Below are 26,260 nucleotides of genomic sequence, written 5' to 3'. Positions count from 1 at the left end.
CCAAACCAACAGTTAGTAAACAATAAAAAACTAGTGGCTCTTTTCCTTACTATAACAGAATGTACTCCCAATATCCTTAATGGCAGTTACAGGGATTACATTTGAAATATAAAAAGTGTATGCTGTTTTTGAGCGACATTACTGACATTTCTTAGACAATTTATCTGTTCTGTAAATGAAAATATGTTGTCACATCGCGGTTTATCCTGTATGATTTAGGGAAGAATGTAAACCGGATATTGTGAAGTTGGGCAAAGGATATGGGAAATCATGTTGAATGTAGAATAGTACAATTTTTAGAATGAGTTAGTCATTTTCAAAAATCTCCATTCATGTAGTTGCCGCTCCTCTTATCTCACTGAGAGTATTTAGTGTTACACCAATGAGGTGGTGGGAAAATGAATTCAAAAGAAAAAATGTTAGAGTTGATCAAAAAGAAACAAGCAGGCGGCGGGAAGTCTAAGCAAACGACCGATCCAAAGAATGATATGAAAAACATGCGCAAAGGTCCGAAGATTTTTAACAAATAATTTAGTCAAAAAAAGAATAGCTGTATACTGACCCCAAAATGCTAGATTTTTGCGGTCAGTATATAAGCTGTTCTTTTTTGTGTCTAAAAATCGAATCTATTGCCATGTCAATCAATGAAGCGCTTGAAATGGTATGTTAAACAAAATCGATGTAAAGGTGTAAGTTAAATGGAATTTGACATCAGATCGTTAAGGAAAAAATTAACGAAACGAGAAAATTTGCTGTGCAAGGTATGTGTCGTGATTGGTATACCAGAAAAATCCTGCTTCAGATGAATTTTATCATTTACACAAGATATTCTCCACTCTGTATTACATAGCTGTTCAGGTTAATTTGAAATACAATCAGTAATAAACTGTTCATCATATTTGGTCATATTTTGAACAACTACAAAATTTGAAGCATTTTTTATAAAAACTTTGTTCACATTGTCTACCATTGAGTCTTTCATAATAAAAGGAGCATAATGGAATTTAAAAGATTTATCACCTGGAATTTTTTTTAGAGCAATGGCATACTGAGGTGATAATGGCAAAAAGTAATCGATACTAGTGATGTCATTTATAATAACTGGATTATCAGATAAATATAATTTTTTATCTTCAGGGACCTCATATGTTTCTATATAATGATTATTTATTATATAATTCATTAGAGTTGTTATTGCTCCAGTATTATTGTCCTCATCAAATATTTTTTCTATTTGGTTTAGATCGTTATCTTCATAAAAAGATTTAGCTAAGTGTTTAGCTTCGTGATCACCCCAAATAAGTGCATTATAAAACACTTGTTGCATTTCAAAAGGAATATCACTTTTAAAAGCAATTTGCTTAATTTTAGGCAATCTAATTAAAACTAATATCAAATGTAACATTAACCATACTGTAAAGTTTTCATATTCTCCTGACGCAGTTGCTTCTTTAAGTATTTTATTTCTATCATTACTATCTAAAATAGAAATAAACTTATTAACCCATTTAGCAAGTTCAGATTCCATGTCAGCGAATTTATTCTCAGTATGATTTCGATTAATGTAATTACCACTCTTATCTTTTGTCTCATAAAAATCTTTTTCAGAAAAAACATTGTCAATTGAAGCCTGTATTCTTTTTGGAGAGGATTGTAGCAATACCGCATCTATTTTTTCATTTTGATTTAGAAACCTCTTTAGAATATACCTTGAAATATAGTGTTGTTTCTTCGTATAGTTCATATAGTTTAGCTCCTTGATTCTGTTTGTATTAAGTAACCAATAATTATATTACATTAAAATGAACTACTACTTCTTGTTATAAAGTCAATTCAGACTTTCTTGAACTGTTCTGCATGGGAAACTATACGAGACTTTATATTGTAAATCATAGTGAATAACTACAATTCAAGTATTAATTGAAAAATTAACATTAAAAGATTATCTTAAATAAAAGATAGTTTCACATTTTCCCACTAACCTAGACTTACTCCTGGCCAGCCTCCAAATACCGATAAAGATTCACATCAATCGGTTCTAAAAACTTTAAAAACATTTCTACCACTTTCTTCTTTTCGCCGTTTTGTAGAGGTTTTTCTAATTCAATGATGGAATCTTGTACAGGTTTTACTTCTCCGAGGTAATAAAATTCTGTTCCTTCGTTATCTGATTTTTTCGCAAATACACGAATGTGCCATTTTTCAGCTTCCATTAACTTTTGTACTTCAGGTGAAGACATGGTTCTGGGAGACTTCGTGAACCACTTCATCGTAGAATAATCAATCAACTCATCTTCGTAAGCCATTTGGGCACCTGAGAAGGTTTCTCCTTTTTTCAGAGTGACGAAAATAACAAATTCATCTTTGCTTGAGGTATACCCACCAACGTTTTGATCCACCATTTGTTTCTCCCAGTTCAACAAACGCAAAACATCTTTTCGTTTGTATTTTTGGTAACGCGTTAAGGGCTCGGTAGAAGAATACTCTTTTGACTTTAGCAATCCTGTTTCAAGAATGTCGGTCATTAAATGTGTAAAATAGTCGTTTTCCATCGCTTCTTTAAATGAAGGCGACAATGATACTTCAGTTTCTACTCGCTCAATAAAAGCTTGTTGTTTATATAGAGCAGCCGCTGAACCAGTGTAAAAGCTTAAATCTAGAGTGTTGAGGACAGAATGGACTGTTTCTTCATCTGCTAGAATTCCATGCTCTGTAAACAACTCTTTGATCCCTGTTAATGAGATGCTTTGTGTTGGGTCCCTCATCAATCGTTCTAACAAAACCAATTCTTGTCTTCTCTTTCCTGGCAATAATTCTCTTGATGCAATCATCAAGAATCGATTTTCTACGTCAGAAATAGTCACTTCGTTTTGTTTGATGTTGACTAGAAAATCGTAATAACTATTTTTCTTATTAGCAACTAGCAAAGGATCAATCGTATGTTGTTCTTCAAAATCTTTCAAGTACGGTACACGACCAAGGCGATTATAAAGCAGTTGGAATGATTTTTTTAACTCGTTCATACTGTCCATAGACGCTTGATTGATGGACAAGAAGATCTGTTGTTTGGCGATTTTTTCAAAGTTAATAGAAGAAACGCCTGAAATAAAATTCGTATCAAAGGTGTCTTTACGCAAATTGTTCTTATCTCTAGACACATCACCAGATAAAGCCATTGGAATCATGTAATTGTTTTTGTAGTTACCAATAAAATCAATCACTGTGACGAATTTTTTAGAAGGGTCTTTTCTTAGACCACGTCCCAGTTGTTGGACAAAGATAATACTTGATTGAGTGTTCCGAAGCATGACTACTTGGTTGATTTTCGGAATATCAATTCCCTCATTAAATACATCTACAGTAAAAATGTATTCAATCTCGCCATCTTCTAACCGTTCGACTTGTCTTTCTCGTTCTTCTAACAAGTGTTCTCCAGTTAAATAAGAACTAGGATGTCCTTTTTGCTGGAACAAAGCAGACAACGTTTTTGCTTCTTCTTTGCGGCTACAAAAAACCAATCCTTTAGGGATATTGCCAGAACATCCATAATAGTCAAGTTTTTCTAACAAATAAGTGACACGTTCTTCCTCAATCAAATACTTCAGATCTGTCGACTCAGAAATCAGTTCTCCATCTTTTACATAATCGGTTACTCCAAAATAGTGGAAAGGAGAGAGCATATCTTCTTCCAATGCTTCTTGAAGACGAATTTCATAAGCAATGTTGTAGTCGAACAATTCAAAAATATTGAATCCATCAGTTCGCTCAGGTGTTGCTGTCATGCCTAATAAGAAGTCTGGTTGAAAATAATTCATTACTCGATGATACGAAGGAGCGCCAGCTTTATGGACTTCATCAATTAAGATGTAATCAAAATGGTCCTTAGCAAATTGTTGCAAGACTAGATCTTTAGAAATGGTTTGGATTGTAGCAAATAAATAAGTAGCTTCAATTTCTTTCTTGTTTCCAGAAAGAATACCATAGTCTTCATTGTTACCACCAAGGATCTTTTGGAAATCACTTTTAGCTTTATTTAGGATTTGTTCCCTATGGACAATAAATAAAACCCGTTTAGGTTTAGCTTGTAAGACATCAAAAGCAGACAAATATGTCTTCCCAGTCCCTGTAGCAGAAATAACTAAGCCTTTTTTAGCGCCTGTAGCTCGTAGTTCTTTAAGATTCAATAGGGCTGTTTTTTGCATGGTATTTGGCACGATATAAGAATTCGGCTCATCAATAAGAGTCGGGTCTTGAATAGTGTTAACTTCTTTATAATAGGTTGCTGGTTGATAACTCTGTTTATAATTGCGAAGCCAATCATCATTTAATACTAGAGCCGCTTGCCATTCTTGTTCCATATGTAATTGAATCTCTTGGATCATTTGACCGTGGTCATAAGAAGTTAAGCGCACATTCCACTCATAGTTGACTTTTAAAGCGCTCATGGTCAAATTAGAACTCCCGATAATGAAAGAATGATATCCCGATTGCTTAAATAAATAGCCTTTGGAGTGAAAACCTTCCTTTTTGGAAATACGGACTTCTACATTAGGAATTTTCATTAAGTCTTCAAAGACAGCAGGTTGATTAAAGGCTAAGTAGATAGAAGTCAAAATTTTCCCTTTGATTCCACGGAGATGAAGGTCCGCTAATTGTGTTTTTAGTGCTGCAAGACCGCTTTGAGTTAAGAAAGCTACTGAGAAAAAGAATTCTTCGCATGTATCCAATTCGTTTTGTACCACATTTAGCATGTATTGCTTTTTCTTCGTATCATTGAGGATGATTTGAGGATCATATAAAGATCCTTCAGTTTTTTGATCTATAAAGGCTTTTTTTAATGAACGCTCTAACATATCTGTCATTCTACTATTCCCATTTCCATTAATTTCTCAACAGCTGGTATATCTGCTGGTGCCCATTCTAATTGGTTTAATTCTTTAGGTTCTAGCCATTTCACAGCAATGTGTTCAGTCAACTGTGGCGTACCTTTTTTCAAGAAGCAAACAAAAGTGGTCAAGTGGACTAAACCAAAGTCATATTGGTAACTGGTTTGTTCAAACACATCAGGTTGTACATCCATTTCAATAAGGAGTTCTTCTTGAAGTTCTCGTATCAAGGCCTCTTGAGGGGATTCCCCAGCTTCTATTTTCCCACCAGGAAATTCCCACAAATAAGCTAGCGATTTGCTTTCGCCTCTTTGTGCACATAGGATTTTCCCGTTTTCTATTAAAATAGCGCCTACAACAGTAATTTCTTTCAATGTGCTCACTTCCTTCTACATTGTTTAATACTTTTATCATATCACTTTTGAGCTTAGGTATAAATTTAATTAACGAGCCTAACCAGAATAGACGATTTCCACCACTTCAGGTTACAAATCGTCTGTTTTTTAATTAATATTTTTTGAAATAAAAATTCAGAAATTTGTAACGATATGTTAAGCTCATTCTTCTACTCGTTGATTGAACGTTCTTTAGGTAACTTGATGAGAACGGTTGTTCCAACATTTAGTTCAGATTTGTATGAAATGGCATTATTAATATCATAAAACAATGAAATCCTTTGCTGAACGTTTTGAATTCCATAATGCTTACTATGGTGTTTTAATATATTACTTACTTGATCAGAAGTCATGCCTGCTCCATTATCCGTTATTTCAAACTGAATAAAATCATCGACGAGACTTCCACGAATAGTCAATATTCCTCTACGATTTTCTTCTATATGATCAATACCGTGAAAAATAGCATTTTCTACAAAAGGTTGAATTAAGAGCGTAATAATTTCATATTCTTTAATATCATGATGCACATCGGTTATTAAATCAAAAGAATTATTATGCATCTTTAATTGAATTTTTGCATAAGTAAGGGTTAAGTCTAATTCTTTTTCTATAGACAAAGTATTTTTACCATTATTCAAACTAAGACGATAGAACCGAGAAAGAAGCTGCGTCATTTCGCTAATTTCTTCGTTTCCAATCATGATAGCTTTATTACTGATCAATGAAAGAGAATTATAAAAGAAATGAGGATTAATCTGTGCCTGCAGAGCGCGTAATTCATGCTTTTTCTGATTAATTTCTGATTTGTAAACTTGGTCAATCAGATTTTGGATTTGTTGAATCATTTGATAAAAACTACGGTATAAATAGCCGATTTCATCATCTAGCTGGTATGTGGGTTTTAGTTTTAAAGTGTTTTCTGGTGAACCCTTCATAGTTTCTGTAAGTTGTTGGATAGGTAATACGACTGTTTTGGATAACCCCCAAATGGATAAAGTTAACATTAATAAAACAAAAACAAAAATTAGAAATGCAACGAAAATCAGTATAAGAACCCCTGTATAGATAGAATAGAAAGGTCTGGAAAAAGTTAAACTCCATGAGTTTGCAAAAGTTTTTGTACCCTCTGAGCTGGATTGAGCAAAAGGTTGCAGTAGACGATGAATAAAACTTAACTGACTTTGTTTAGGTTGATTAGAAAAGTGGAACAGTGTTTCTTCTTTATCGGTTTGTATAGTTAAGGCATAAGGATCATTAGAAATGGTATCTAAATTTTGAAATATCACTTCAGGTGCTATTTCAAAAACTACAATATTAATATCTTCTCTAATATTAGAAAAAATTTGACTGTATAAAAATATTTTTTTACTTTTTGTATCAAAAAAATAAGAAACTTTTGTTGTATTGTTTAGTTTGAAATTAGTTGTAATGTCATCAGTAGCAATTTTTTTAACATAGTTTCCATGATCAAATAAATCAATAGTTGTGTATAAAGTAATATTAGATAGCATGTCTTGTTGTGAATGGATACTACTAAATAAAGGAACTAGTGTGTTCATATACAAATCATATTGTTCAAAGTTACTAGGTGATTCGATAGAGAGTCCATCAATCAAAAATCTTGAACTCGATAAAAATGAAAGTGCGTCTTCATAAGTTTTTAAACGTAGGTCAATTTGCTGGTAGACAGAGGTCAAATTATCTTCATTATTTGATTTTTCTTGAGATAATATAAAATGTTGTATAATAGCGATACTAAAAATTGTTAAAATAACTATAGGAAAAATGCCTGATATAAAGGAGATAGCAACAATTTTTTTTTGGAAAGAAAATCGCTGAAAAATTAATTTGATTTTATTCAAACTCATCAAGGCCCCCCTTTGTTTTACGGAAACGATCGGGAGTCATTCCAGTATATTTCTGAAAACTTTTTATAAAATAAGACTGACTATTGAAACCTATTAACCGGCCTATGTCACTCACTCTATAGTTGAAAGAAAGTAATAATTCTTTGGCTTTTTCTATACGAATTTCGTTAAGGAATTGATTAATACCAACGTTCTCTTCGCTTTTAAATAGTTTACTTAAATATTTTGGAGCAAGATGAACGTTCTTTGCTAGAGTATCTAGACTTAATTCTTCTTGATAGTGGTTCATCATATAATTTTTGGTTTCTCTAATATAATAGTTGGTTGTGTCATTCAAGTTAATAAAGCGTAGATTAATTTGAGATAATAGATGCTCAAAAGAAATAGGAATTTGTTTGAATTCTTGTGATTCTAAAATAACTTTAATATCACTTCTAAGTTCTGCCGGATTTATTTCAGAAACTTCTACTAAAATGCGGTAAAGGTTTCCAAAGAAAAAACGAACTATACTTGGAGATTCAATTGAAGCGCTATCAAATTGATTAAATAGAGAATAAAGAATATGTTTTAATCGTTTCAGGTCTTGATGGTAAATGGTTTCTTTCAATTGATTAATTAATTGTTGTTCAGTTTCTCTATTATGAGTAGGAAGCTCTAAAAGCAACAGAGGATTTGCCTCTTTCTGATAAAATTTTTGATTTAGCTTTTCAATAAGCTGTTGATAAGCAGTATAGATATTCTCTTGATTTTCAATTTGTTCAGAAAGTTCAATTGTTACCTCAGATTGAATTTCAGATTGGATTTGATTATAAATCAATTCTTTTTTTTCTAATGCTGACTTACGATCTTTTACTTGTAAGAAACAAACTACTTGCGAGAGACTTGTTCTTACAAAAGTAATTGAATTGTTTGTATGAAGTCTTAGAAAGTGTTCTAATCTTTCAGTTTTGGGCTCATTAAAATCAATAACTAATAAATACGTTATCTTAGTTAGAAGGGGTAAAATCAGTTTTTGCTGTATTTCTGATAATTTATTCATGGGGGTTCCCTTAAGTATTTTAATCAAAACGTCTTGTTTTTCCATGTATAAATGAGTTTTTTCTATAAATTTATTTTTTATAATAAGTTGTTCCAACTTATCAAGTTGGTCATGAAATTCTTTGGGATTAATAGGTTTTAACAAATAATTTACGGCTTGTAAATCTATAGCTTTTTTTGCATAGCTAAAATCTTCGTATCCACTAATAAAAAGAGTGGGGATAGAGAGATCATTTTTTCGAATTTGCTCAACAAGTTCTATTCCTGAAACAAATGGCATCTGAATATCAGTAATAAGTAGATCAAATTTATGTTTAGAAAAAACTGCTAAAGCTTCTTTTCCATTTGATGCTTCATGAACTTGCCATGAAATTCTATGCTTTTCCATCAAATAATTAATAAGTTCCCGCTGATCAAGATGATCATCAACGATTAAAACCTTGAACATAATAAACCCTCCTAAAATAATAACGTTGAACAACCAAAGTATAATCTAAATACATTTATTTACCAATAACATATTTTTGAAAACGGTTTACAAAGTGGAAATTTTACCTTAATAGTGGAAATTGTTTCATATATTTTTTGAAAGCGATTTCGTATACTGTGTATATCAAGTATTGGAGGGGAAAAAATGAAAAAAATAAAAAACAAAGTATTGCTTTCTCTTTTGGCTGTAACACCATTCGTACTGGCTGCGTGTGGAGGAGATCAAACTGAAGAAACAGCAACAAATGCTGATGGGGATATCATTATGACTGTTGGACAGCAGACTGCGCCCAACTCTAAACTGCCAGAAGGTGATTCATTCAGTGATAATGCGTATCGAAGACTATTGAAAGAAAAACTAGGCATTGAATTAGAAAGTGCGTTTGAAGCTAACGGTGAAGATTACGATCGACAAGTATCATTGGCAATTGCTTCAGGAGATATTCCAGACATGATGGTAGTGTCTAGAGATGATTTGCAAGAATTGGTGGATAACGATTTAGTGGCAGATTTAACTGAGGTCTATGAAGAATATGCCAGCGACCAAATCAAAGAAATTTATGGTTCTTATGATGGAACTACGCTAGATGCGGCAACCATTGATGATCAATTAATGGCCATACCTGGAACAACAAATGATTTTGGTCCTAACATGGTTTGGATTCGACAAGATTGGGTAGAACAATTAGACATCAAATTGGATGAAGACGGAAATCATGCAATCACTTTAGATGAATTAGAATCAACAGCGAAAGCCTTTCAAGAAGGAGATCCGGAAGGAAATGGAAGAACACAGGGATTAGCAATTGCTAACTGGTTAACGTCAGGAGACCATGGTGGTTCTGGATATACTGCAACAGCCATCACGAATGCATTTGGAGCCTATCCGAAAGTGTATTTGCAAGATGATAATAATGATGTTTACTATGGATCAAATACAGAAGAAATGAAAGAATCTTTAGCGTATATGAATGAATTATTTGAAGAGGGTATTTTAGATCCGCAATTTGGAACAAGAACGTATGATGATATAAATGCAATGATGGTCAATGGTGAGCTGGGGATTGTGCCTGGACCTTGGCATATTTCAGACTGGGGATTGGTACAAGCTAAAACTGCTAATCCAGATGCAGAATTCATCCCATATGCTATTGAAAATGAAAATGGCGATGGCAACGTAAATGCCGTCAATAAATCTGCAACAGGTGGATTTGTGGTTATAAGAAAGGGTTTTGAAAAACCAGAAGCATTGATTGAAATGCTGAATGTCGTTTTTGATGATGTAGCCAACTCTAAAGACATGGAAAATGAATATCCGGAATTATATGAATACGCTCAGTTAGCTGTAGATGGATCCGTAAAACCATTTAATATTGAGTTATTCCCTAATGAAAGTGAAATTATCGATGCAAAAGAAGCCACTCAAGCAGCGAAAGGAGAAATCAGTATCGAGGAAATTTCTAAATTTGTGATTCAAAACAATGCACGCAAAATTAAAGCGTACTTAGATAATCCAAGTGATTCTGATCCAAGTGATTGGGCGGTACATGCGTCTAGAACATTAGCCGTCAATGATGTAATGGGCAGTACTCGTGAAGCAAATATCTTAAATGAGATTAAACCAATTGTTATCTTTCAAACACTAGACTCTCAACAACGTAGTGGTGCACAAGTAGGGAAACTTGAAGAAGAAATGTTTATCAAATTTGTTACAGGAGAAGAATCGTTAGATAATTTTGACAATTATGTATCAGATTGGAATAGCCAAGGTGGGACAGTTATCTTGGATGAAATGCAAGAGGTTGTAGACGAAAGAGAGTAATTAATGGAGTGATAGGTCATTTGTATTGCGAACAGATGACCTATTTTCTAGATAGGAGTAAATGAAAGATGGAACAGATAAAAAAAACTAAAAAGAAGTCAATGTTTAAGAAAGATCAACATTTCTATTTAGCAATGATGCTTCCTGGAATAATTTTTTTATTGATTTTTGCATATGGGCCTATGTTTGGGCTGTTTATGGCATTTCAAGACTTTGTTCCTGCTAGAGGAGTTTTTGGATCTGAATTTGTAGGTCTAGACAACTTTAAATACTTATTTACTTTACCGGATATTTGGCGTGTTACTTACAACACCATTTTTATTGCTGTAGGAAAAATTGTATTAAACACCATTATTCCAATTATCTTTGCTATTTTATTAAATGAAATTCGCGTCAAGTGGATGAAGAAATATATGCAAACGATTGTTTATCTTCCGCATTTTCTTTCGTGGGTAATTTTAGGGTCAGTCGTTGTGAATCTATTTAATTTAGATGGAACAGTGAATCAACTTCTTGAAGCAATTGGTTTAGATGCCATTAATTTTTTAGGAAGCAATAAAGTATTCCCGCATTTACTCATTTGGACTGATGTTTGGAAAGGGTTTGGATACAATTCCATTATCTTTTTAGCAGCCATTACTTCTATTGATCCAGGAACTTATGAAGCAGCTACGATGGATGGAGCGAGCTGGTGGCAGAAAGTACGACATGTTACTTTACCAGGAATGATGCCGTTTATCATTTTAATGACCATACTAGCTCTACCAGGCATTCTAAGCGCAGGCTTTGACCAAGTATACAACTTGTATTCACCACCGGTCTATGCCAGCGGAGATGTTTTAGACACTTATATTTACCGTATCGGTTTAATAGGACGTGACTACAGCTTAGGTACTGCGGTTGGATTAATTCGTTCAATTGTTGGATTAATTTTGATTTATGTATCAAACAAAATAGCTGAAAAATCGACAAATCGTGTGATGTTCTAAAAAAGGGGCAAACAAAAAATGAAAGAAAAATTTGGCATTCGTCAGTTTATTATTTATACAATCGTCATCTTACTAACTTTATCTTGTTTGATTCCAATGTTGAATGTCGTCTCGTTGTCATTGAGCAGTTCAGCAGCGGTAGCAGGAAATAAAGTAGGATTATGGCCAGTAGAGTTAACTACGGCAGCTTACGAACGCATTGTTAGTGACACACAATTTTGGCGTTCGTTCGGTATCTCGGTCTTTCGAGTATTTGCTTCACTAATTATTAATTTGTTCATGATTGTTACGTTGGCTTATCCATTATCAAAATCAAAAAGATTTTTTCGTGCCAGAGGTTTTTTTATGAGTCTCATCCTCTTTGCCATGCTATTTAATGGAGGAATGATTCCAACGTATTTAATCATAAAAAACTTAGGTATGATCAACAGCATATGGTCATTGATTTTACCTGGAGCTGTTCCAATAGGCAGTGTTATTTTGGTAATGAATTTTTTCCGTGGCGTTCCCAAATCATTGGAGGAATCTGCGTGGTTAGATGGTGCCAATCCGTGGCATATTTTGACTAAAATCTATATTCCTATCTCATTGCCATCTTTAGCTACAGTTTCACTATTCAGTATTGTTGGAAGTTGGAATGATTTTATGAGTGGTTTGATCTATATGACTAAGATTGAAAACTATCCATTAATGACTTACATTCAATCGCTATCAGTAAACATTGCTGAAACACTGCAAAACTCAGCTGGAATGAGCTCGGAACAACTACAGAGTTTATTAGCTGTGTCTGACCGGAATTTGAATGCTGCAAAAATCGTTGTGGCGATTATCCCTTTATTAGTGATTTATCCATTTTTACAAAAGTATTTCGTGCACGGCATTGTTGTCGGCGCAGTAAAGGAGTAAAAAAGTATGCAAGATTTCTTTCGTGTAGAAGGTCCATTTTATCGAGTTACTCTGAAGATATGGGGACTATTTGTTTTAAATCTTTTAATGTTGATCACTAGTTTACCAATTCTCACTATGGGGGCTTCTCAGACCGCTGGATTCACAGTAACTATACGGATGATTTCTTCAGGTGAAACGAGAATTGTATCAACTTATTTTCAATCTTTTAAAGAAAATTTAAAGCAAAGTACGATCATTTGGTCAGGAATTTTAGTTTTGTCAGGAATATTGATCATTAATTGGAACTATTTGAGTTCATTCAATCAATTAAACAGTTGGGTAACGATAGGAGTGGCAATTGTTACCTTGATAGTAGTTCATTTTTTTCAAGTTGTATTTTTTTATATTTCTCGCTTTGAAGATTCGACTAAACAAGCTGTCATAAATATCATAAAGCTGCCGTTTTATTATCCTGTTAAGACGTTATTGTTATTACTGATCTCAATACTACCTATTGTAATAACTTTATTGTCACCGTACTTAGTAGTCTTTGGACTGTATATTAGTATTTTTATAGGAATCAGCTTTATTCATTTTTTGAGAACCTATTTGCTGCTCGATCTGTTTAAAAAAGTATAGAGAAAGAAAAGAATTTTGTGTGAGCTAATGGAACGTCTCAGTGTAATAGAAAAACAAATGAAGAGATAGAGAGGAAGTAATAAATATGATTAGAATTGGGATAATAGGTTGTGGGGGAATTGCAAACGGAAAACATCTTCCTTCGCTAGCAACAGTAGAGAATGCAGAGATTGTAGCTTTTTGTGACATTATTGAAGAACGAGCGAGTAAAGCGCGTGAAGATTATGGTTCGGATGCAGCAAATGTCTATACCGACTATAGAGAATTATTAAAGGATGAAAGTATTGACGTTGTTCATGTATGTACACCAAATATATCTCACGCAGAAATCTCCATTGCAGCAATGGAAGCTGAAAAGCATGTAATGTGTGAAAAACCAATGGCTAAAACGTCTATTGAAGCAAAAGCAATGATTGAAACGATGAAGAAGACTGGTAAAAAATTAACGATTGGTTACCAAAATCGTTTTAGAAAAGATTCCCAACATTTACATATGCTATGTCAAGAAGGAGAGCTAGGGGAAATATATAATGCGAAGGCACATGCCATTCGTAGAAGAGCAGTTCCAACTTGGGGAGTATTTTTAGATGAAGAGGCACAAGGCGGAGGACCATTGATTGATATAGGAACTCATGCATTAGATTTAACTCTATGGATGATGGATAATTATAAACCAAAATATGTGGTAGGGAGCGCTCATCATAAATTATCACAAACCAAAAATGCTGCAAATGCATGGGGATCTTGGAATCCTAATGAATTTAACGTAGAAGATTCAGCTTTTGGTTTTGTCACGATGGAAAATGGAGCTACGATTTATTTGGAAGCGAGTTGGGCTTTAAATTCCTTAGAAATAGGAGAAGCTAAAACTACTTTGCACGGAACAAAGGGCGGAGCAGATATGAAAGATGGGTTATGCATCAATGGAGAAGAGCATGGTTTACTTTTCAGTAAAAATGTTGAGCTGGAAACAGGAGGTGTTGATTTCTATGATGGGGCAGGTGTTAATCCGGCTGACATAGAAGCGAAACAATGGATTGATTGTATTATAAACGATACAGAACCTGTTGTGAAACCGGAAGAGGCTTTAGTAGTCACACAAATACTAGAAGCTATTTATAAATCCTCCCAAACGGGCGCGCCAGTTTACTTGAATAAAGTAGAAGAAGCTGAGACTGTTTTACAAACTATTTAAAAAGAGGGATAGAAAATGAAGGTAACCATTTGGAATGAATTTCGGCATGAAAAGACAAGTGAAAAAGTAAAGGAAATATATCCTGAAGGCATCCACAAACAACTGGAAGTTGTGCTCAAATCTGCTGGGTTCGATACAAAAACAGCAGTATTAGATCAACCTGAACATGGTTTAACTGAAGAAGTATTAAACGAGACAGATGTATTAGTGTGGTGGGGACATATGGCTCATGACGAAGTTGCAGATGAAATTGTGAGTCGTGTTCATAAGCGAGTTCTAAACGGAATGGGGCTAGTTGTGCTGCACTCTGCGCACATGTCTAAAATTTTTATGAAATTAATGGGCACCAGCTGTGATTTGAAATGGCGAGAAGCAGAAGAAAAAGAGCGGTTGTGGGTTATTGATCCAAGTCATCCTATTGCTGAAGGAATTGGGGAATTCATTGAATTAGAGAAGGAAGAAATGTACGGCGAACATTTTGATGTGCCGACGCCTGATGAACTGATTTTTGTTGGATGGTACGAAGGAGGAAATGTTTTCCGCAGCGGGATGACTTACAAAAGAGGAAATGGAAAAATATTCTATTTCCAACCGGGTCATGAATCGTATCCTACCTATTACAATAAGGAGATTCAGCAAGTAATCATAAATGGAGTAAATTGGTGTAAACCAACAGAACGTATGTATCCAGTTTACGGAAACAGCGCATCTTTAGAAGAAATAAAAAATAACTAGCAGAAAAGATGCAACAGATTATTTTTAAAAATAATAGAATGAGGAGTGGAAGTCAGTATGAAATTAGGTGTATTCACGCCATTATTTGCAAATTTAAGTTTTGAAGAAATGTTGGATAAAGTTCAAAGTGCGGGATTGGATGCCGTCGAAATTGGAACAGGTGGAAATCCAGGTAATCATCACTGTCCTACTGATGAATTGTTAGAAAGCGAAGAAAAAAGAGAAGCTTATTTAGCAGAGTTAGAAAAACGGAATTTAACCATTAGTGCATTTAGTTGCCATAATAACCCCATTTCTCCTGATGCTTCTGAAGCCAAAGCTGCAGATGAAACATTAAGAAAAACGATCCAATTAGCTTCTTTAATGGGGGTTCCAGTGGTAAATACTTTTTCTGGGGTTGCAGGCGACAGTGATGACGCTAAAACACCAAACTGGCCTGTTAGTCCTTGGCCTGAAGTTTATAGTGATATTTATAACTGGCAATGGGAAAATAAATTAATTCCTTATTGGAAAGAAATTGGCGAAATGGCTACTGAATACGGAGTTAAAATCGGTATTGAACTGCATGGGGGATTTTTATGCCATACTCCATATACCATTTTGAAACTGAGAGAACAGACATCTGATTCAATTGGCGCGAATCTTGATCCCAGTCACTTATGGTGGCAAGGTATTGATCCGGTTGGAGCTATAAAAATACTAGGTGAAGCAGGAGCAATCCATCATTTCCACGCCAAAGACACCTACCTTGATCAAGACAACATCAATATGTATGGTTTAACAGATATGCAACCATATGGTGACGTAAAATCCAGAGCATGGACTTTCCGATCTGTTGGATGTGGACATGACATACAAGTATGGTCAGATATGATGAGTGCTTTGAGACTGTATGATTATGACTATGTAGTCAGTATTGAACACGAAGATCCATTAATGTCGATTAATGAAGGATTTAGCAGAGCTGTAACGAATTTACAATCTATTTTAATTAAAGAAACACCGCAATCTATGTGGTGGGCGTAAGAAAGGTTGAGTAATTTGGAGAAATTAAAAGTTATTATTGTTGGCTATGGAGGAATGGGAAGTTTTCATGCTCAACTAATTAGAGACAATGAAGAAGTAGAACTGCACGGTATATTCGACACATCGGAAACGCGTCAGCAGAATGCCGTCGAGAATGGTTTAACAGTTTATGGCAGTCTAGAACAAGTATTAGCCGATGAAGTTGTTGATGTGGTATTAATCTCAACACCAAACGATATCCATAAATCAATCGCCATTCAAGCCTTGCAAGCTGGGAAGCATGTTATTTGCGAAAAACCAGTTACACTTAATAGTATTGATTTCGCGGAAATAATGGAAATTGCAAAACAAGAAAACCGAGTTTTTATGGTGCATCAAAATCGTCGTTGGGACAGCGATTTTCAAATGATTAAAGATTTATATGAGACTCGTAAGCTGGGAGATGTTTTCCAAATAGAGTCCCGAGTTCAAGGAGCCAATGGAATACCGGGTGATTGGCGCCATTTAAAAGAACAAGGTGGAGGAATGTTGCTAGATTGGGGTGTACATTTGTTAGATCAATTGTTGGATCTAGTTGATAGCCCTTTAGTTAAAATAGCAGCTGATCTAAGCTATGTCTTAGGCGATGAAGTAGATGATGGATTTATCAGCTATCTCACTTTTGAAAATGGCGTTAAAGCTATTGTAGAGGTTGGGACAACCAACTACGTGAAACTTCCACGCTGGTATGTAAAAGGCACTACTGGAACTGCTGTTATTCACGATTGGGATCTTAAAGGTGAAATTGTAAAGCAAAGTAATGTGGAATTTGTAGTTGCACCAAAACCGATAAAAGCAGGACAAGGATTAACGAAAACAATGGCTCCACCTTCAGAGGAATCCGTAATTAGGGAAACATTTGAAGAAGTTCAAGTAACTGCGGATTCTTTCTATACGAATTTTGCTAAAGTCGTTGTTGGGGAAGCTGAACCTATTGTTAAAAATGAAGAAGTGTATCGTGTAATGAAAGTGATTGAAGCTATTTTTAAAGCGGCGGAAAATGGAAATAGCATTGACTTAATGGAGTTACAACTGCATTAAAAAATGAATTAAGCATAAAATATAAAAAAAGCATTACAACAAGCACAAAGGTTACTCCCTTTCAATATAGTAAGGGATGACTTTTGTGCTTGAATCATTTTGATTGTTGGACGAAATTTTTTGTCTTTTATTTGTTTAATTGAGTTGTATCGTGTTATAACGAGTAGGTTAATGTAACTACGGATGTCACGAAAAGCCTCTTTTATCAATATAGTATGGAAGTGGTAGAGAAAAGACGATAGATTATTGATGAAATAAAAAATTTGTTGAGAATAATTCTGAAAATAAATTGCTAACGGCAGAATATCGCACTTCTTTCGGCAGATTTCTTGCTAAAAAGTGTCTTTTTCATTACCCTAAGCTTATAGACTCGTGAACTGAAAGGAAGTTTTTCTATGAAACTTGCGGAAGCATTACTCTTGAGGCGGGATCTTGAAGCAAAGTTAACTTCGCTGAAACAGGAGATTTTAGCGAACGCCTTGATTCAAGAAGGAGACTCATTGGATATAAGTATGGACGAATTGATCCAGGATTATCAAAAAACGAATGAGGAATTCTCTCAGTTAGTCGTAAAAATCAATCAGCGGAATTCTTCGGCTAATCTGTATGATACTGATAAATTGATTGTCGAAGCGTTGGAAGAAAGAGAATCATTAAGAAGGCAGCACGGACTGCTTAATAATACTATCGAAACAGCCAATGATATCAGACGATTTGGACGAAATGAAATCCGAATGGTACGAACCGTTGATACGAAGGAATTAACTAAAAAAATGAATGTAGTTTCTAAAAAATTACGAGAACTAGACGGACAGATTCAACAAACAAATTGGCTGGTGGATTTATAAGCTAAGCTGTTGGGTGGGAAATCAAAGGCGAGCACACAGCCCGTACAGGCTCAAATGTACACCCTATGAGGTTTGGCAGGATCCTTTAATCATCAATGACTGCTCAACAATGACATCAGAAATAATAACAAATGAATAATTAATGACCATGTGCTGATTTGATTATGGTAGGGAAACACCCCTTGATCTAAGATCAAGGGGTGTTTAAGTTGAACAGGATTTCCAAAAAAATGCGAAAAGGTCCGAAGTTTTTAATAAGATACTTCGTCAAATTAATGTAGTCAATTTTAAGACAACAAAGGGAGGAGACGGTTAATTCTCTGTTGCCATTTTTTCCAACCCTAATTTAATCAATCCATTTAAATAGTTCTGTGAAAAATCCTGTGAAAGAGTTATGTTCGGGAAAACATTGTAAGGAAATAATTCAGCTAGGTTTTTGATGATCAAATCTATTTTGATGTGATCCAGCCAATTATCGGGTACATATAGGATGATTTCATGCGGATCATACATAGCTATTATAGATTGAAGTGTTTCTGACAATATGGAATTTAATTCTGATTTTTTCAACGGAAAGTGTCTGTGTTTTAGATTTGGCAAATGCTTAATTTCACCACTTAAATTATTGTAACCTCTAAAAATGTGCTGATTAATAATTAGTGAAGCACCTGGAGGAAAACTTTCCGGAAAATAAACTCCAGCAGTAATGTGGTTATTTTCTGTGGAATACCCAAAAGTTGCTGCATTAACGTCGTTTTCGATAAATGAATCGACAGCGATTTTTTTTGTTATTTCATCATTGAGATTCAAATGTCTAAAAGGTTTAAAATCCATGATTTTTAAGTTGTTGTCTACTTCTACTCCTGGTATTCCAGAAAGTGCAATGGATATTTCCGGAAACTTTGACTTCATATTTGAAATAGTTTCAAGAAACGTGGTTAACTTTATTGACGATAAGTACTCTCGCTCGATAATATTGCCTAATAAATCAACAACGTAAAAATTAACAACCATTTTTTTTTCTTGCTCAAGGAATTGATGAATTAAAAATAATTTACGACGTTCATTAAATTTATAAGCAATGGCACGACGCCCACCAGTTTCAAAAGGAGTGTCCAGCTCGACGAAGGTGTTGCTTTGGACAAGATCTGGAATGAGCTTATTGATTGTAACAACGCTTAAATGAGATTGTTCTGACAATTGTCTTTTAGTCATTGGAGCAGCGTTTTGTTTAAGCAGCTCTATTAATAAATCTTGATTATGTTTTTTAATGTTTTTTTGGTTGTATGCTTTCATTTGTGAGCCCTCCTTTGAACTTAATAATAGCAGAAAAAAATAAAGAAGACATTTTTATTAATTATGTTAATAAAGGTATAATGCGTATAGATAATTAACTTTGTTAATAAATGGAGAACGAAATAAATGACAAAAGACTTTGATTACCAACAAATGTTAGCAGGAGAATTATATTTTGCATCAGATATATTTCCAGAGAATAGCTCGTTAGAAGGCAAAAAACTAGCACAAAAAATTAATAGCCTGCCGATAGAAAATAAGGAAGAAATTGTAGCGTTAGAGAAAAAATTGTTTGGTAAGACAGGAAATTCTGTATATGTTAATCCACCATTATATGTCGACTATGGCCGACACGTAGAGATAGGCAATAATTTTTATGCAAATATGGATTGTATTTTTTTAGATGTGAATAAGATTATCATCGGAGACAACGTAATGGTTGGCCCTCGGGTAAGTTTCTACACAGCCGGTCACCCAACTGATGCGGAAATTAGAATAAAGGATCTTGAATTTGGTCTGCCTATTGTAATTGAAGATAACGTTTGGATAGGAGGAAGTGCTTCGATTCTTCCTGGAGTGACAGTTGGAAAAAATTCAATTGTAGCCGCAGGAGCAGTGGTAACCAAAGATGTTCCCCATGATACGATTGTAGGAGGAAATCCAGCTAGAGTGATCAGAAACATAGGGGAAAAGGATAAGGAAAAATGGGGAAAAGCGATGCGAGAGTATCATGCAGCAAAGAATGGTCAATAAATTTTTGATAATTTAAAGGAGGTTTTTAAATGGTTTATGCGGATTATCATGTCCATAGTGATTACAGTGACGATTCCTGGTATTTAATGGAAGATGTCGTAAAAGATGCTATTCAGATGGGTTTAAAGGGAATTTGTTTTACCGATCATGTAGACTACGGGGTTAAACCAGATTGGAAACCAGATGAAGAATTCCAGGCAGGCAAGAATACAGAAGTTAAAAATGTTCACTACGAATTTTATTTTTCAGAGCTGGATAAACTTTCTAGAAAATACGCAAACAAAATAACCATAAAAAAAGGGTTAGAGTTTGGAATGCAAACTCATACGATTCCTCAATTTGAAAAACTTTATCAGACTCATGACTTTGACTTTATTTTGTTATCGGTGCACCAGATTGGAAATAAAGAGTTTTGGACGGGAGAGTTTCAAAAGGGGCACACACATCAGGAAAGCTATGATAAATACTATGATGAGATGTATCAGTTAGTCACTTCTTATAAAGATTATAGCGTTTTGGCGCATATGGATTTGGTACGGCGGTATCTAGATAAAGAAGTTGATATGTTTGAATATAGTAAAGATAAAGTTGAACAAATCCTAAGAATGGTTATTGAGGATAATAAAGGAATCGAAATAAATACTTCTTCTTTTCGATACGGAATAAATGGACTGACACCTTCGATTGAAATTTTAAAGTTGTATCATGATCTTGGAGGAACCATTATTACAATAGGAAGTGACAGCCACAAACCTGAGCATTTAGGCTTTCATATTAACGAGTCAAAGAAACTATTGAAAGACATAGGTTTTAAACACTTCTGTACGTTTGACAGAATGAATCCAATTTTTCATGAGTTATAATTGATGAGAAAGCTTTATGAATTGTATGGATATAGATTTCTCAATGCTGCCTTAAGAAATTTCTAGAAGTTTACTGTTACAATAAAGAGCTTAAGATTATGATAACTACTGCTCAGAACGGATGCCAAAAAAGTCTCCAAATATGTATCAATAAAATATGGTGGTGTGTCAACTACCAAAAGCGTCACGCTAAACAGATAACGAATAAATGAAATGCTGATTTCTCGTGAAGAGGAGTTAGCATTGTTTTTTTTGATATCAATATTGCTGTGCAGGATAAAAATTAGGATACAATTTAACTTTTTGGTAAATTGTAATCAAACTAAACTATTAGCAAAGAAAGTTTAGTTGTTCGTGAAAAGGAGTGAACACAAATGAGTCTAAATTATCAAGATATTGAACAGGCTGTAAATGCAGAAGAAAACGCTGGCGGCTTCGCTCAGTTAATGTCTGAAATAAAAAAATTAGGTGTGAAGCGTTATGATTACTTAGTTGCTGAAGGGGTGTATCGTTATTATGATGAAAAAAGCTTTGTTGAGTTAAAAATGAACGGAGTCCCAAAAGTAGTGGCTGATCGAAGCGATATTGCAGCCCTCAAGTCGGCTGTGAAAACCGCACAATCAGGAGCAATTGATTTTGAACGGTTTTGTGAGCTAGCTGGAAAAGCGGGGGTTCCATTTTGGACGAGCAATTTAGTAACGAAAGAAGTAACGTATTTCGACAACCAACATCATGTACTACATCTAGAACCAATCCCAGGAGTGTAAGATAAAAGGAATAAGTTTTATTAATTTGTGAACTGAATAAAAATAGTTAAATATTATTTCGAATTCGATATATTCGGTGTTGACTTACTTCTTTTTATTTGTTAAACTTACAATTAATAAGTGCTAAAAAGCAAATAAACCTTAAAAGGAGATTTACACATGACACAATTTACAGACTTAATCAAAGAACGCCGTACAGCTTACGCTATCGGAACGAACACTGAGTTATCAAACAAAGAAATCGCTGACCGCATTCGCGAGGTAGCTCAACAAATCCCAACGGCTTTCAACAGCCAAACAACTCGTTTAGTAGTTGTATTTGGAGAAGACAACGTTAAATTATGGGACCACATCTTAGACGTTCAAAAAGACGTTATGCAAGGCGACATGTGGGAAATGATGTCAGGCGTAATGCAAGGCGCTAAAGCTGGCGTTGGTACTGTATTATTCTTCGAAGATCGCGATGCTGTTAAAGGTGCATTAGGCGAAAACGAACGTGCAACTGTATACAAACAACACCACAGTGCAAATGCACAATACGGTATCTGGTTGGCATTGACTGACTTAGGTTTAGGCGGAAGCTTACAACATATGAACATTGGCTTTGAACAAGGATTCGACAAATCAGTAAAAGACATGTTCAACTTACCAGCATCATACGAAATGATCGCTCAAATGCCATTTGGTTCAATCGAAGCAGAACCAAATCCAAAAGAATTCATCGACAGCAGCGAACAAGTTCGCGTAGTTGGAGAGTAATCAAACGATTCGCTCTTTGATACTTAAAGCATCTGGCTCCTTTAAAAAGGGGTTCAGGTGCTTTTTTTCGTAGTCATTTAGTTAAATCACCCAGAGTTATTCGTTGACAGCACATAAGACTGCGCCTACAATCCGTGTAAGAGTTGCTTACATAGTAAGCATTCATCTGATTCATTGAGGAGGAAAGATAATGGACTTCAACGATGTAAAAGGCGTGGTCAGACAAGGCGAGCTTCCGATTGAGAGTGTTGAAAATCCTTATGGTGATTACTATATCGTCAAGATCAAAAATGATGCCGGATTAACATGGGTTCCGGGTGAACACGGTATTAATACATTGCCGAACAAGCAGGTTGAAGGTAGGAAGTACCGTTTGTTTTCAGTAGCTTCGATACCAGAAGAGGGATTCTTACTGATTGGGACACGAACGGGAAAGGAGATTAGCAGTTTCAAGCAAGTGTTAGTGAATATGCAGCCAGGTGAAAAAATCACGATACGAGGTCCATTTGGCTGGATGAAAGTGAAAGACGAAACGTCTCCCATCGTGATGTTCGCCAATGGGGTGGGGATAACGCCGTTTCGTGCACTGCTGAAGCAGTTGGAATTGGATACTCGCCGTCCAATTGAAGTCGTCTACTCATCTTCGAAGTATTATCTCTTTGGGGAGGAGATTGAAAGCATCGCGCAGAACAACCCGATGATTCATTTGCACAAAATGACTTCACGAGAAGAAACGACTGCAAAATTGGATGAACTCGCTTTAAAATACGGGGATACCGCCTATTATTTCAATTCAGGATCACCTGCTGTATTGAAGTTCGTCAAAAAACGCTATCGAGAAAAAGGAATCTCTAAAAGGTGTATTGTTTCGGATACATTTTTTGGAGCGAAGTAACGAAACTTTCACTAGTTCTTTCTCTAAAAAAGATTATAATAACAGAGTAAGTACCGAAAGCAAATCAGCGATCAAGGAGATGGATTTCAGGATGGGACTAGAAGACAAAGACTTTATTTTGCGCCAAGTGCAAGAGTTAGCAGAAGGGATCGGCAAATTTCTTGGAAAAGAGTCGATCAAGGAACTGATCAATTACGATCAGTCACAAGAAGGCGCCTTGTCAGATGAGGATATCGAAGCGATTTTACTGATTACGACTATTAGGGATATCCAAGAGAGTGAAGGGCTGTCGGACGAAGACCTGTCAAATGAATTAGGTATGCCGGAAAACGGCTTAGAGAAGTTGTACAATAATGAGCGGTCCGTCACACCAGATGAACTTAACGCATTGCGAGATTTTGTGGAAGAGAAGGAAAGCTGATAGTAAGAAGACGCAGACGCAAGAGTAAAAGCACCATTCTATTGTGGTGCTTTTGATGATCCCGCTGGTAAAGTAAAACTAATACAAAGAAATGAAAGCGGTATCTTGTCCGAGGGCGCAACAAATGTTTCAAAAAGAATAGAGCACCCGACAATTTTTGAGCAAGTATTGTCGGGAGAAAAAGTTCTGTATCCTATAGTATGTATACGAGAGGAGAAGAAAATGGACTGGCTGGAGAGAATAAATAGAGCAATGGACTATATAGAGCAGAATTTATCCGATGAAATTGATGGGAGAGAGGCAGCCCGACTAGCCTGTTGCCCTGAATATCATTTTCCCAGGATGTTTTCTGCTCTGACCGGAATATCACTGTCAGAATACATTAGAAGGAGGCGATTGTCACAAGCCGCATTTGAGTTGCAAAATGTTCCTGATGTTCGGATCATTGATCTTGCTCTCAAGTACGGGTACGACTCCCCAGATTCTTTTACTCGGGCTTTTAAAAGCCTTCATGGAGTTACTCCAACGACAGCCCGCAGCAAAGGGGTCGAATTAAAAGCTTTTCCAAGACTTTTCTTTCAAATGACGATCAAGGGAGAGAGTGAAATGGATTATAGGATAGAAGTGCTAGATGCTGATATTGAGATTGTCGGGGTCAAGCAAGAAGTCGTTACACAAGAGGCTTTTCATACTATTCCTAAATTATGGGAAGAAGCGACTGCTAGTGGATTGGTACCGCGTATCATTGAGATGTCTTGGGAAAATCCGCAATGCAAAATGGAAGGAATCTTAGGAGTATGCGGAAAACAAGCCGCAATAACAGACGAAAAATTTGATTATCTTATAGGGTGCTGCTATACTGCTGAATACCCTGGTGACATGGAAAAAACAGTAATCCCTAAAAGTACTTGGGTTGTCTTTCCTAATATCACTGAAGCTTGGAAACGCCTATATACGGAATGGATGCCGACTTCCGGTTACGAATTAGCAGATTTGCCGTGTATTGAGAATTACTTGGCTCCTGACAGAGTTCCAAATAATGAGCTTTGGGTCCCTGTAATAGCAAAGTAATCCATGATTTCAAAAACTATGTTCACAAAGTTGCGAACAACTTTTCCATCATCTGTTTAAATCCATCAAAACATGCTATAATGAGTAGCTTAAGATCACTACGATAGTAATAAAGAACGGATGCCGAAAAGCCTCCGCTAGTGATATATATGGAGGTGTAAGAGAATGCAAAAACGATGGACGATCGGTGAAATCAAAAAGTTTGTTGAAACCAATTCAGACAGCAAACTATTGACGACAGAATACCAAGGTTTTTCTCAAAAGTTGGAATTTGAATGTGCATGCGGCAATACATTTGAAAAAACATTCAAGAAATTTAAAACCAATCATCAACGCAAATGTGATGTTTGCCAACCGCCAAAAACTTCACGCTAAATCATAAACAAAAAGCCGATTTCTCTTTAAGAGAAGTCGGCTTTTTTAGCATCATTAACTGGTCCTGAATAATTCATACTTTTTATAAACTACCAAATTTTATAATTATCTGTTTAGTTTTATGCTCAATGGCTCTTTTTCTCAAAAATATTTTTCTAAAGGGTTTAATTTATTTTTGCTAACTGATTAAGTTCAAGAAAGACCTCATTTTGAGCGCACTCATCCTATCGGATGGTTAACGAATTTTTTTGAATGGCGCAATAAACGCAACTAACACTGCAGTACCTGAATGTTTTGTAGAATCCGATAAAATAGCTTTTGGTAAACATCGTAACTACTTAATTTCAAGTATTGTCTTCTTCCGGAATGAACTATCTTTCCAGCAATTTTAAAGAGAAATAAGCGAATAGTAGAAACCTGATACCCTTTCGTTTCATTGGTAAAACACAATGTTCGCATGAAGTTCACGATATTGTAAGCCAATAGGCTTACGATCATACGAGCATGATTTTCTATAAAACGTGGGCTATCTGTTTTATCCAAGTAAAAGCCGTTTTTTGCTTCCTTAATGTAATTTTCCATCGTTCCTCTTTTTGAATACGTTTGGAAAACCATTTTTGGAGAGACGTCTTTTGAAAAATTGGTAATGATGAATTCATGTCTAAAAAGCAATTCACTAGCTTCTCTGGTTGATTTTATGCAGGTCCTTCTGGATTTTCCCCACGACTTTGCTTGATAAGTGGCGTTATAGTAATGAACTTCTTTCTTACCCCAATCGTGATGATCCTTAATGGTAACGAATTGCTCAGCGATTCTGTACAGATTACGATTGGATTTCAAACGGATAGTATACAAACTATCGTACTCTTCACAAAGTTCATACAAATCAGGCATTGCGAATCCACTATCTGCACGTACCATAATAGTGCTTACTGGTGTCACAGAGTGATAATGCTCAAATAATGGACGAGTAAATGCTGCGACGCCTTTTGAGGTGTAGACATTTCCAGAACGAAGTTCTGCTTTAAGAACGTCTCCGGTAAGACCATCAAAGGCAACGAGTGGATGATAACCGGTTGTCTGGTAATGCGCATTATAATCGGTCATTTCTTGGTTTCCAAAGGTATCACTGTGAGTAGAATCTAAATCGAAAATCATT

Annotated in this window: 25 protein-coding genes; 18 read left to right on the top strand and 7 right to left on the bottom strand. The window is 35.3% G+C overall.

What is annotated here, in order from left to right; genetic code table 11:
* Positions 1–398 precede the first annotated feature (398 nt).
* Positions 399–530 carry a hypothetical protein gene (locus ACEN36_RS10600; protein ID WP_262926741.1) on the top strand — a complete coding sequence of 44 codons (132 nt, stop codon included), beginning with the start codon at positions 399–401 and terminating at the stop codon, positions 528–530.
* A gap of 329 nt (positions 531–859) precedes the next feature.
* Here the strand turns inward: ACEN36_RS10600 and ACEN36_RS10595 are convergent, their stop codons facing one another.
* The 5 genes from ACEN36_RS10595 to ACEN36_RS10575 all read right to left on the bottom strand — a co-directional run bounded on the left by ACEN36_RS10595 (position 860) and on the right by ACEN36_RS10575 (position 8,638).
* On the bottom strand, positions 860–1,744 hold the full coding sequence (locus ACEN36_RS10595) for a DUF4238 domain-containing protein (RefSeq protein ID WP_407095950.1): 885 nt from the start codon (positions 1,742–1,744) through the stop codon (positions 860–862).
* A gap of 244 nt (positions 1,745–1,988) precedes the next feature.
* On the bottom strand, positions 1,989–4,862 hold the full coding sequence (locus ACEN36_RS10590) for a DUF3427 domain-containing protein (RefSeq protein WP_407095949.1): 2,874 nt from the start codon (positions 4,860–4,862) through the stop codon (positions 1,989–1,991).
* On the bottom strand, positions 4,859–5,260 hold the full coding sequence (locus ACEN36_RS10585) for a (deoxy)nucleoside triphosphate pyrophosphohydrolase (protein ID WP_407095948.1): 402 nt from the start codon (positions 5,258–5,260) through the stop codon (positions 4,859–4,861). The genes ACEN36_RS10590 and ACEN36_RS10585 overlap by 4 nt, the downstream gene beginning before the upstream one ends.
* A 191-nt stretch (positions 5,261–5,451) precedes the next feature.
* Positions 5,452–7,152, bottom strand: a complete 1,701-nt coding sequence (locus ACEN36_RS10580) for a sensor histidine kinase (protein ID WP_407126568.1) — start codon at positions 7,150–7,152, stop codon at positions 5,452–5,454.
* The gene (locus ACEN36_RS10575; protein ID WP_407097590.1) at positions 7,139–8,638 is read right to left on the bottom strand and encodes a response regulator; all 1,500 of its coding nucleotides are present in this window, start codon (positions 8,636–8,638) and stop codon (positions 7,139–7,141) included. The genes ACEN36_RS10580 and ACEN36_RS10575 overlap by 14 nt, the downstream gene beginning before the upstream one ends.
* A gap of 186 nt (positions 8,639–8,824) precedes the next feature.
* Between ACEN36_RS10575 and ACEN36_RS10570 the strand changes: the two genes are divergently transcribed.
* The 9 genes from ACEN36_RS10570 to ACEN36_RS10530 all read left to right on the top strand — a co-directional run bounded on the left by ACEN36_RS10570 (position 8,825) and on the right by ACEN36_RS10530 (position 17,901).
* The gene (locus ACEN36_RS10570; RefSeq protein ID WP_407126566.1) at positions 8,825–10,501 is read left to right on the top strand and encodes an extracellular solute-binding protein; all 1,677 of its coding nucleotides are present in this window, start codon (positions 8,825–8,827) and stop codon (positions 10,499–10,501) included.
* 68 nt (positions 10,502–10,569) lie between these two features.
* Positions 10,570–11,490 (top strand): ABC transporter permease, encoded by a 921-nt coding sequence (locus tag ACEN36_RS10565; RefSeq protein WP_407102656.1) that lies wholly within the window; start codon positions 10,570–10,572, stop codon positions 11,488–11,490.
* 18 nt (positions 11,491–11,508) lie between these two features.
* Complete coding sequence (locus ACEN36_RS10560) at positions 11,509–12,396, top strand: carbohydrate ABC transporter permease (protein WP_407102657.1); 888 nt, start codon at positions 11,509–11,511, stop codon at positions 12,394–12,396.
* Between the two features lie 6 nt (positions 12,397–12,402).
* Positions 12,403–13,017: a DUF624 domain-containing protein gene (locus ACEN36_RS10555; protein ID WP_407097593.1), complete on the top strand. Its 615-nt coding sequence runs from the start codon at positions 12,403–12,405 to the stop codon at positions 13,015–13,017.
* An 85-nt stretch (positions 13,018–13,102) separates the two neighbouring features.
* Complete coding sequence (locus tag ACEN36_RS10550) at positions 13,103–14,212, top strand: Gfo/Idh/MocA family protein (RefSeq protein ID WP_407097594.1); 1,110 nt, start codon at positions 13,103–13,105, stop codon at positions 14,210–14,212.
* 15 nt (positions 14,213–14,227) lie between these two features.
* Complete coding sequence (locus ACEN36_RS10545) at positions 14,228–14,947, top strand: ThuA domain-containing protein (RefSeq protein WP_407097595.1); 720 nt, start codon at positions 14,228–14,230, stop codon at positions 14,945–14,947.
* Positions 14,948–15,004: 57 nt separating this feature from the next.
* On the top strand, positions 15,005–15,973 hold the full coding sequence (locus ACEN36_RS10540; RefSeq protein ID WP_407097596.1) for a sugar phosphate isomerase/epimerase family protein: 969 nt from the start codon (positions 15,005–15,007) through the stop codon (positions 15,971–15,973).
* Positions 15,974–15,988: 15 nt separating this feature from the next.
* The gene (locus ACEN36_RS10535; protein ID WP_407097597.1) at positions 15,989–17,053 is read left to right on the top strand and encodes a Gfo/Idh/MocA family protein; all 1,065 of its coding nucleotides are present in this window, start codon (positions 15,989–15,991) and stop codon (positions 17,051–17,053) included.
* Positions 17,054–17,448: 395 nt separating this feature from the next.
* A complete protein-coding gene (locus ACEN36_RS10530; protein WP_407097598.1) occupies positions 17,449–17,901 on the top strand; it encodes a DIP1984 family protein in 453 nt (150 codons plus the stop codon).
* A 312-nt stretch (positions 17,902–18,213) separates the two neighbouring features.
* Here ACEN36_RS10530 and ACEN36_RS10525 read toward each other — a convergent pair whose 3' ends face one another.
* On the bottom strand, positions 18,214–19,197 hold the full coding sequence (locus ACEN36_RS10525; RefSeq protein ID WP_407097599.1) for an ROK family protein: 984 nt from the start codon (positions 19,195–19,197) through the stop codon (positions 18,214–18,216).
* A gap of 126 nt (positions 19,198–19,323) precedes the next feature.
* On the opposite strand from ACEN36_RS10525, the gene ACEN36_RS10520 reads away from it, so the two are divergent.
* The 8 genes from ACEN36_RS10520 (at position 19,324) to ACEN36_RS10485 (ending at position 25,101) form a co-directional block, all read left to right on the top strand.
* Entirely contained in the window at positions 19,324–19,950 is a 627-nt protein-coding gene (locus ACEN36_RS10520; RefSeq protein ID WP_407097600.1) for a sugar O-acetyltransferase, read from the top strand.
* A gap of 29 nt (positions 19,951–19,979) precedes the next feature.
* On the top strand, positions 19,980–20,813 hold the full coding sequence (locus ACEN36_RS10515; protein WP_407097601.1) for a histidinol-phosphatase HisJ family protein: 834 nt from the start codon (positions 19,980–19,982) through the stop codon (positions 20,811–20,813).
* A 374-nt stretch (positions 20,814–21,187) separates the two neighbouring features.
* Complete coding sequence (locus ACEN36_RS10510) at positions 21,188–21,580, top strand: DUF1398 family protein (protein WP_407097602.1); 393 nt, start codon at positions 21,188–21,190, stop codon at positions 21,578–21,580.
* 159 nt (positions 21,581–21,739) lie between these two features.
* Positions 21,740–22,339, top strand: coding sequence for a nitroreductase family protein (locus ACEN36_RS10505; protein ID WP_092480958.1), 600 nt, complete (start codon positions 21,740–21,742; stop codon positions 22,337–22,339).
* 190 nt (positions 22,340–22,529) lie between these two features.
* Positions 22,530–23,234, top strand: a complete 705-nt coding sequence (locus tag ACEN36_RS10500) for an FAD-dependent oxidoreductase (protein WP_407097603.1) — start codon at positions 22,530–22,532, stop codon at positions 23,232–23,234.
* A gap of 91 nt (positions 23,235–23,325) precedes the next feature.
* Entirely contained in the window at positions 23,326–23,655 is a 330-nt protein-coding gene (locus ACEN36_RS10495) for a hypothetical protein (protein WP_092480960.1), read from the top strand.
* 222 nt (positions 23,656–23,877) lie between these two features.
* A complete protein-coding gene (locus tag ACEN36_RS10490) occupies positions 23,878–24,726 on the top strand; it encodes a GyrI-like domain-containing protein (protein WP_407097604.1) in 849 nt (282 codons plus the stop codon).
* A 165-nt stretch (positions 24,727–24,891) separates the two neighbouring features.
* Positions 24,892–25,101, top strand: coding sequence for a hypothetical protein (locus tag ACEN36_RS10485; RefSeq protein WP_079650692.1), 210 nt, complete (start codon positions 24,892–24,894; stop codon positions 25,099–25,101).
* A 270-nt stretch (positions 25,102–25,371) separates the two neighbouring features.
* Here ACEN36_RS10485 and ACEN36_RS10480 read toward each other — a convergent pair.
* On the bottom strand, positions 25,372–26,260 hold an 889-nt coding region (locus tag ACEN36_RS10480), incomplete at its 5' end, for an IS1380 family transposase (RefSeq protein WP_407126565.1).

It is taken from the genome of Desemzia sp. FAM 23989, from assembly GCF_045528345.1.
Taxonomy (GTDB): domain Bacteria; phylum Bacillota; class Bacilli; order Lactobacillales; family Carnobacteriaceae; genus Desemzia.
The sequence above is the reverse complement of the archived record's forward strand: the minus strand, read 5'-3'. Positions and strand labels throughout refer to the sequence as shown.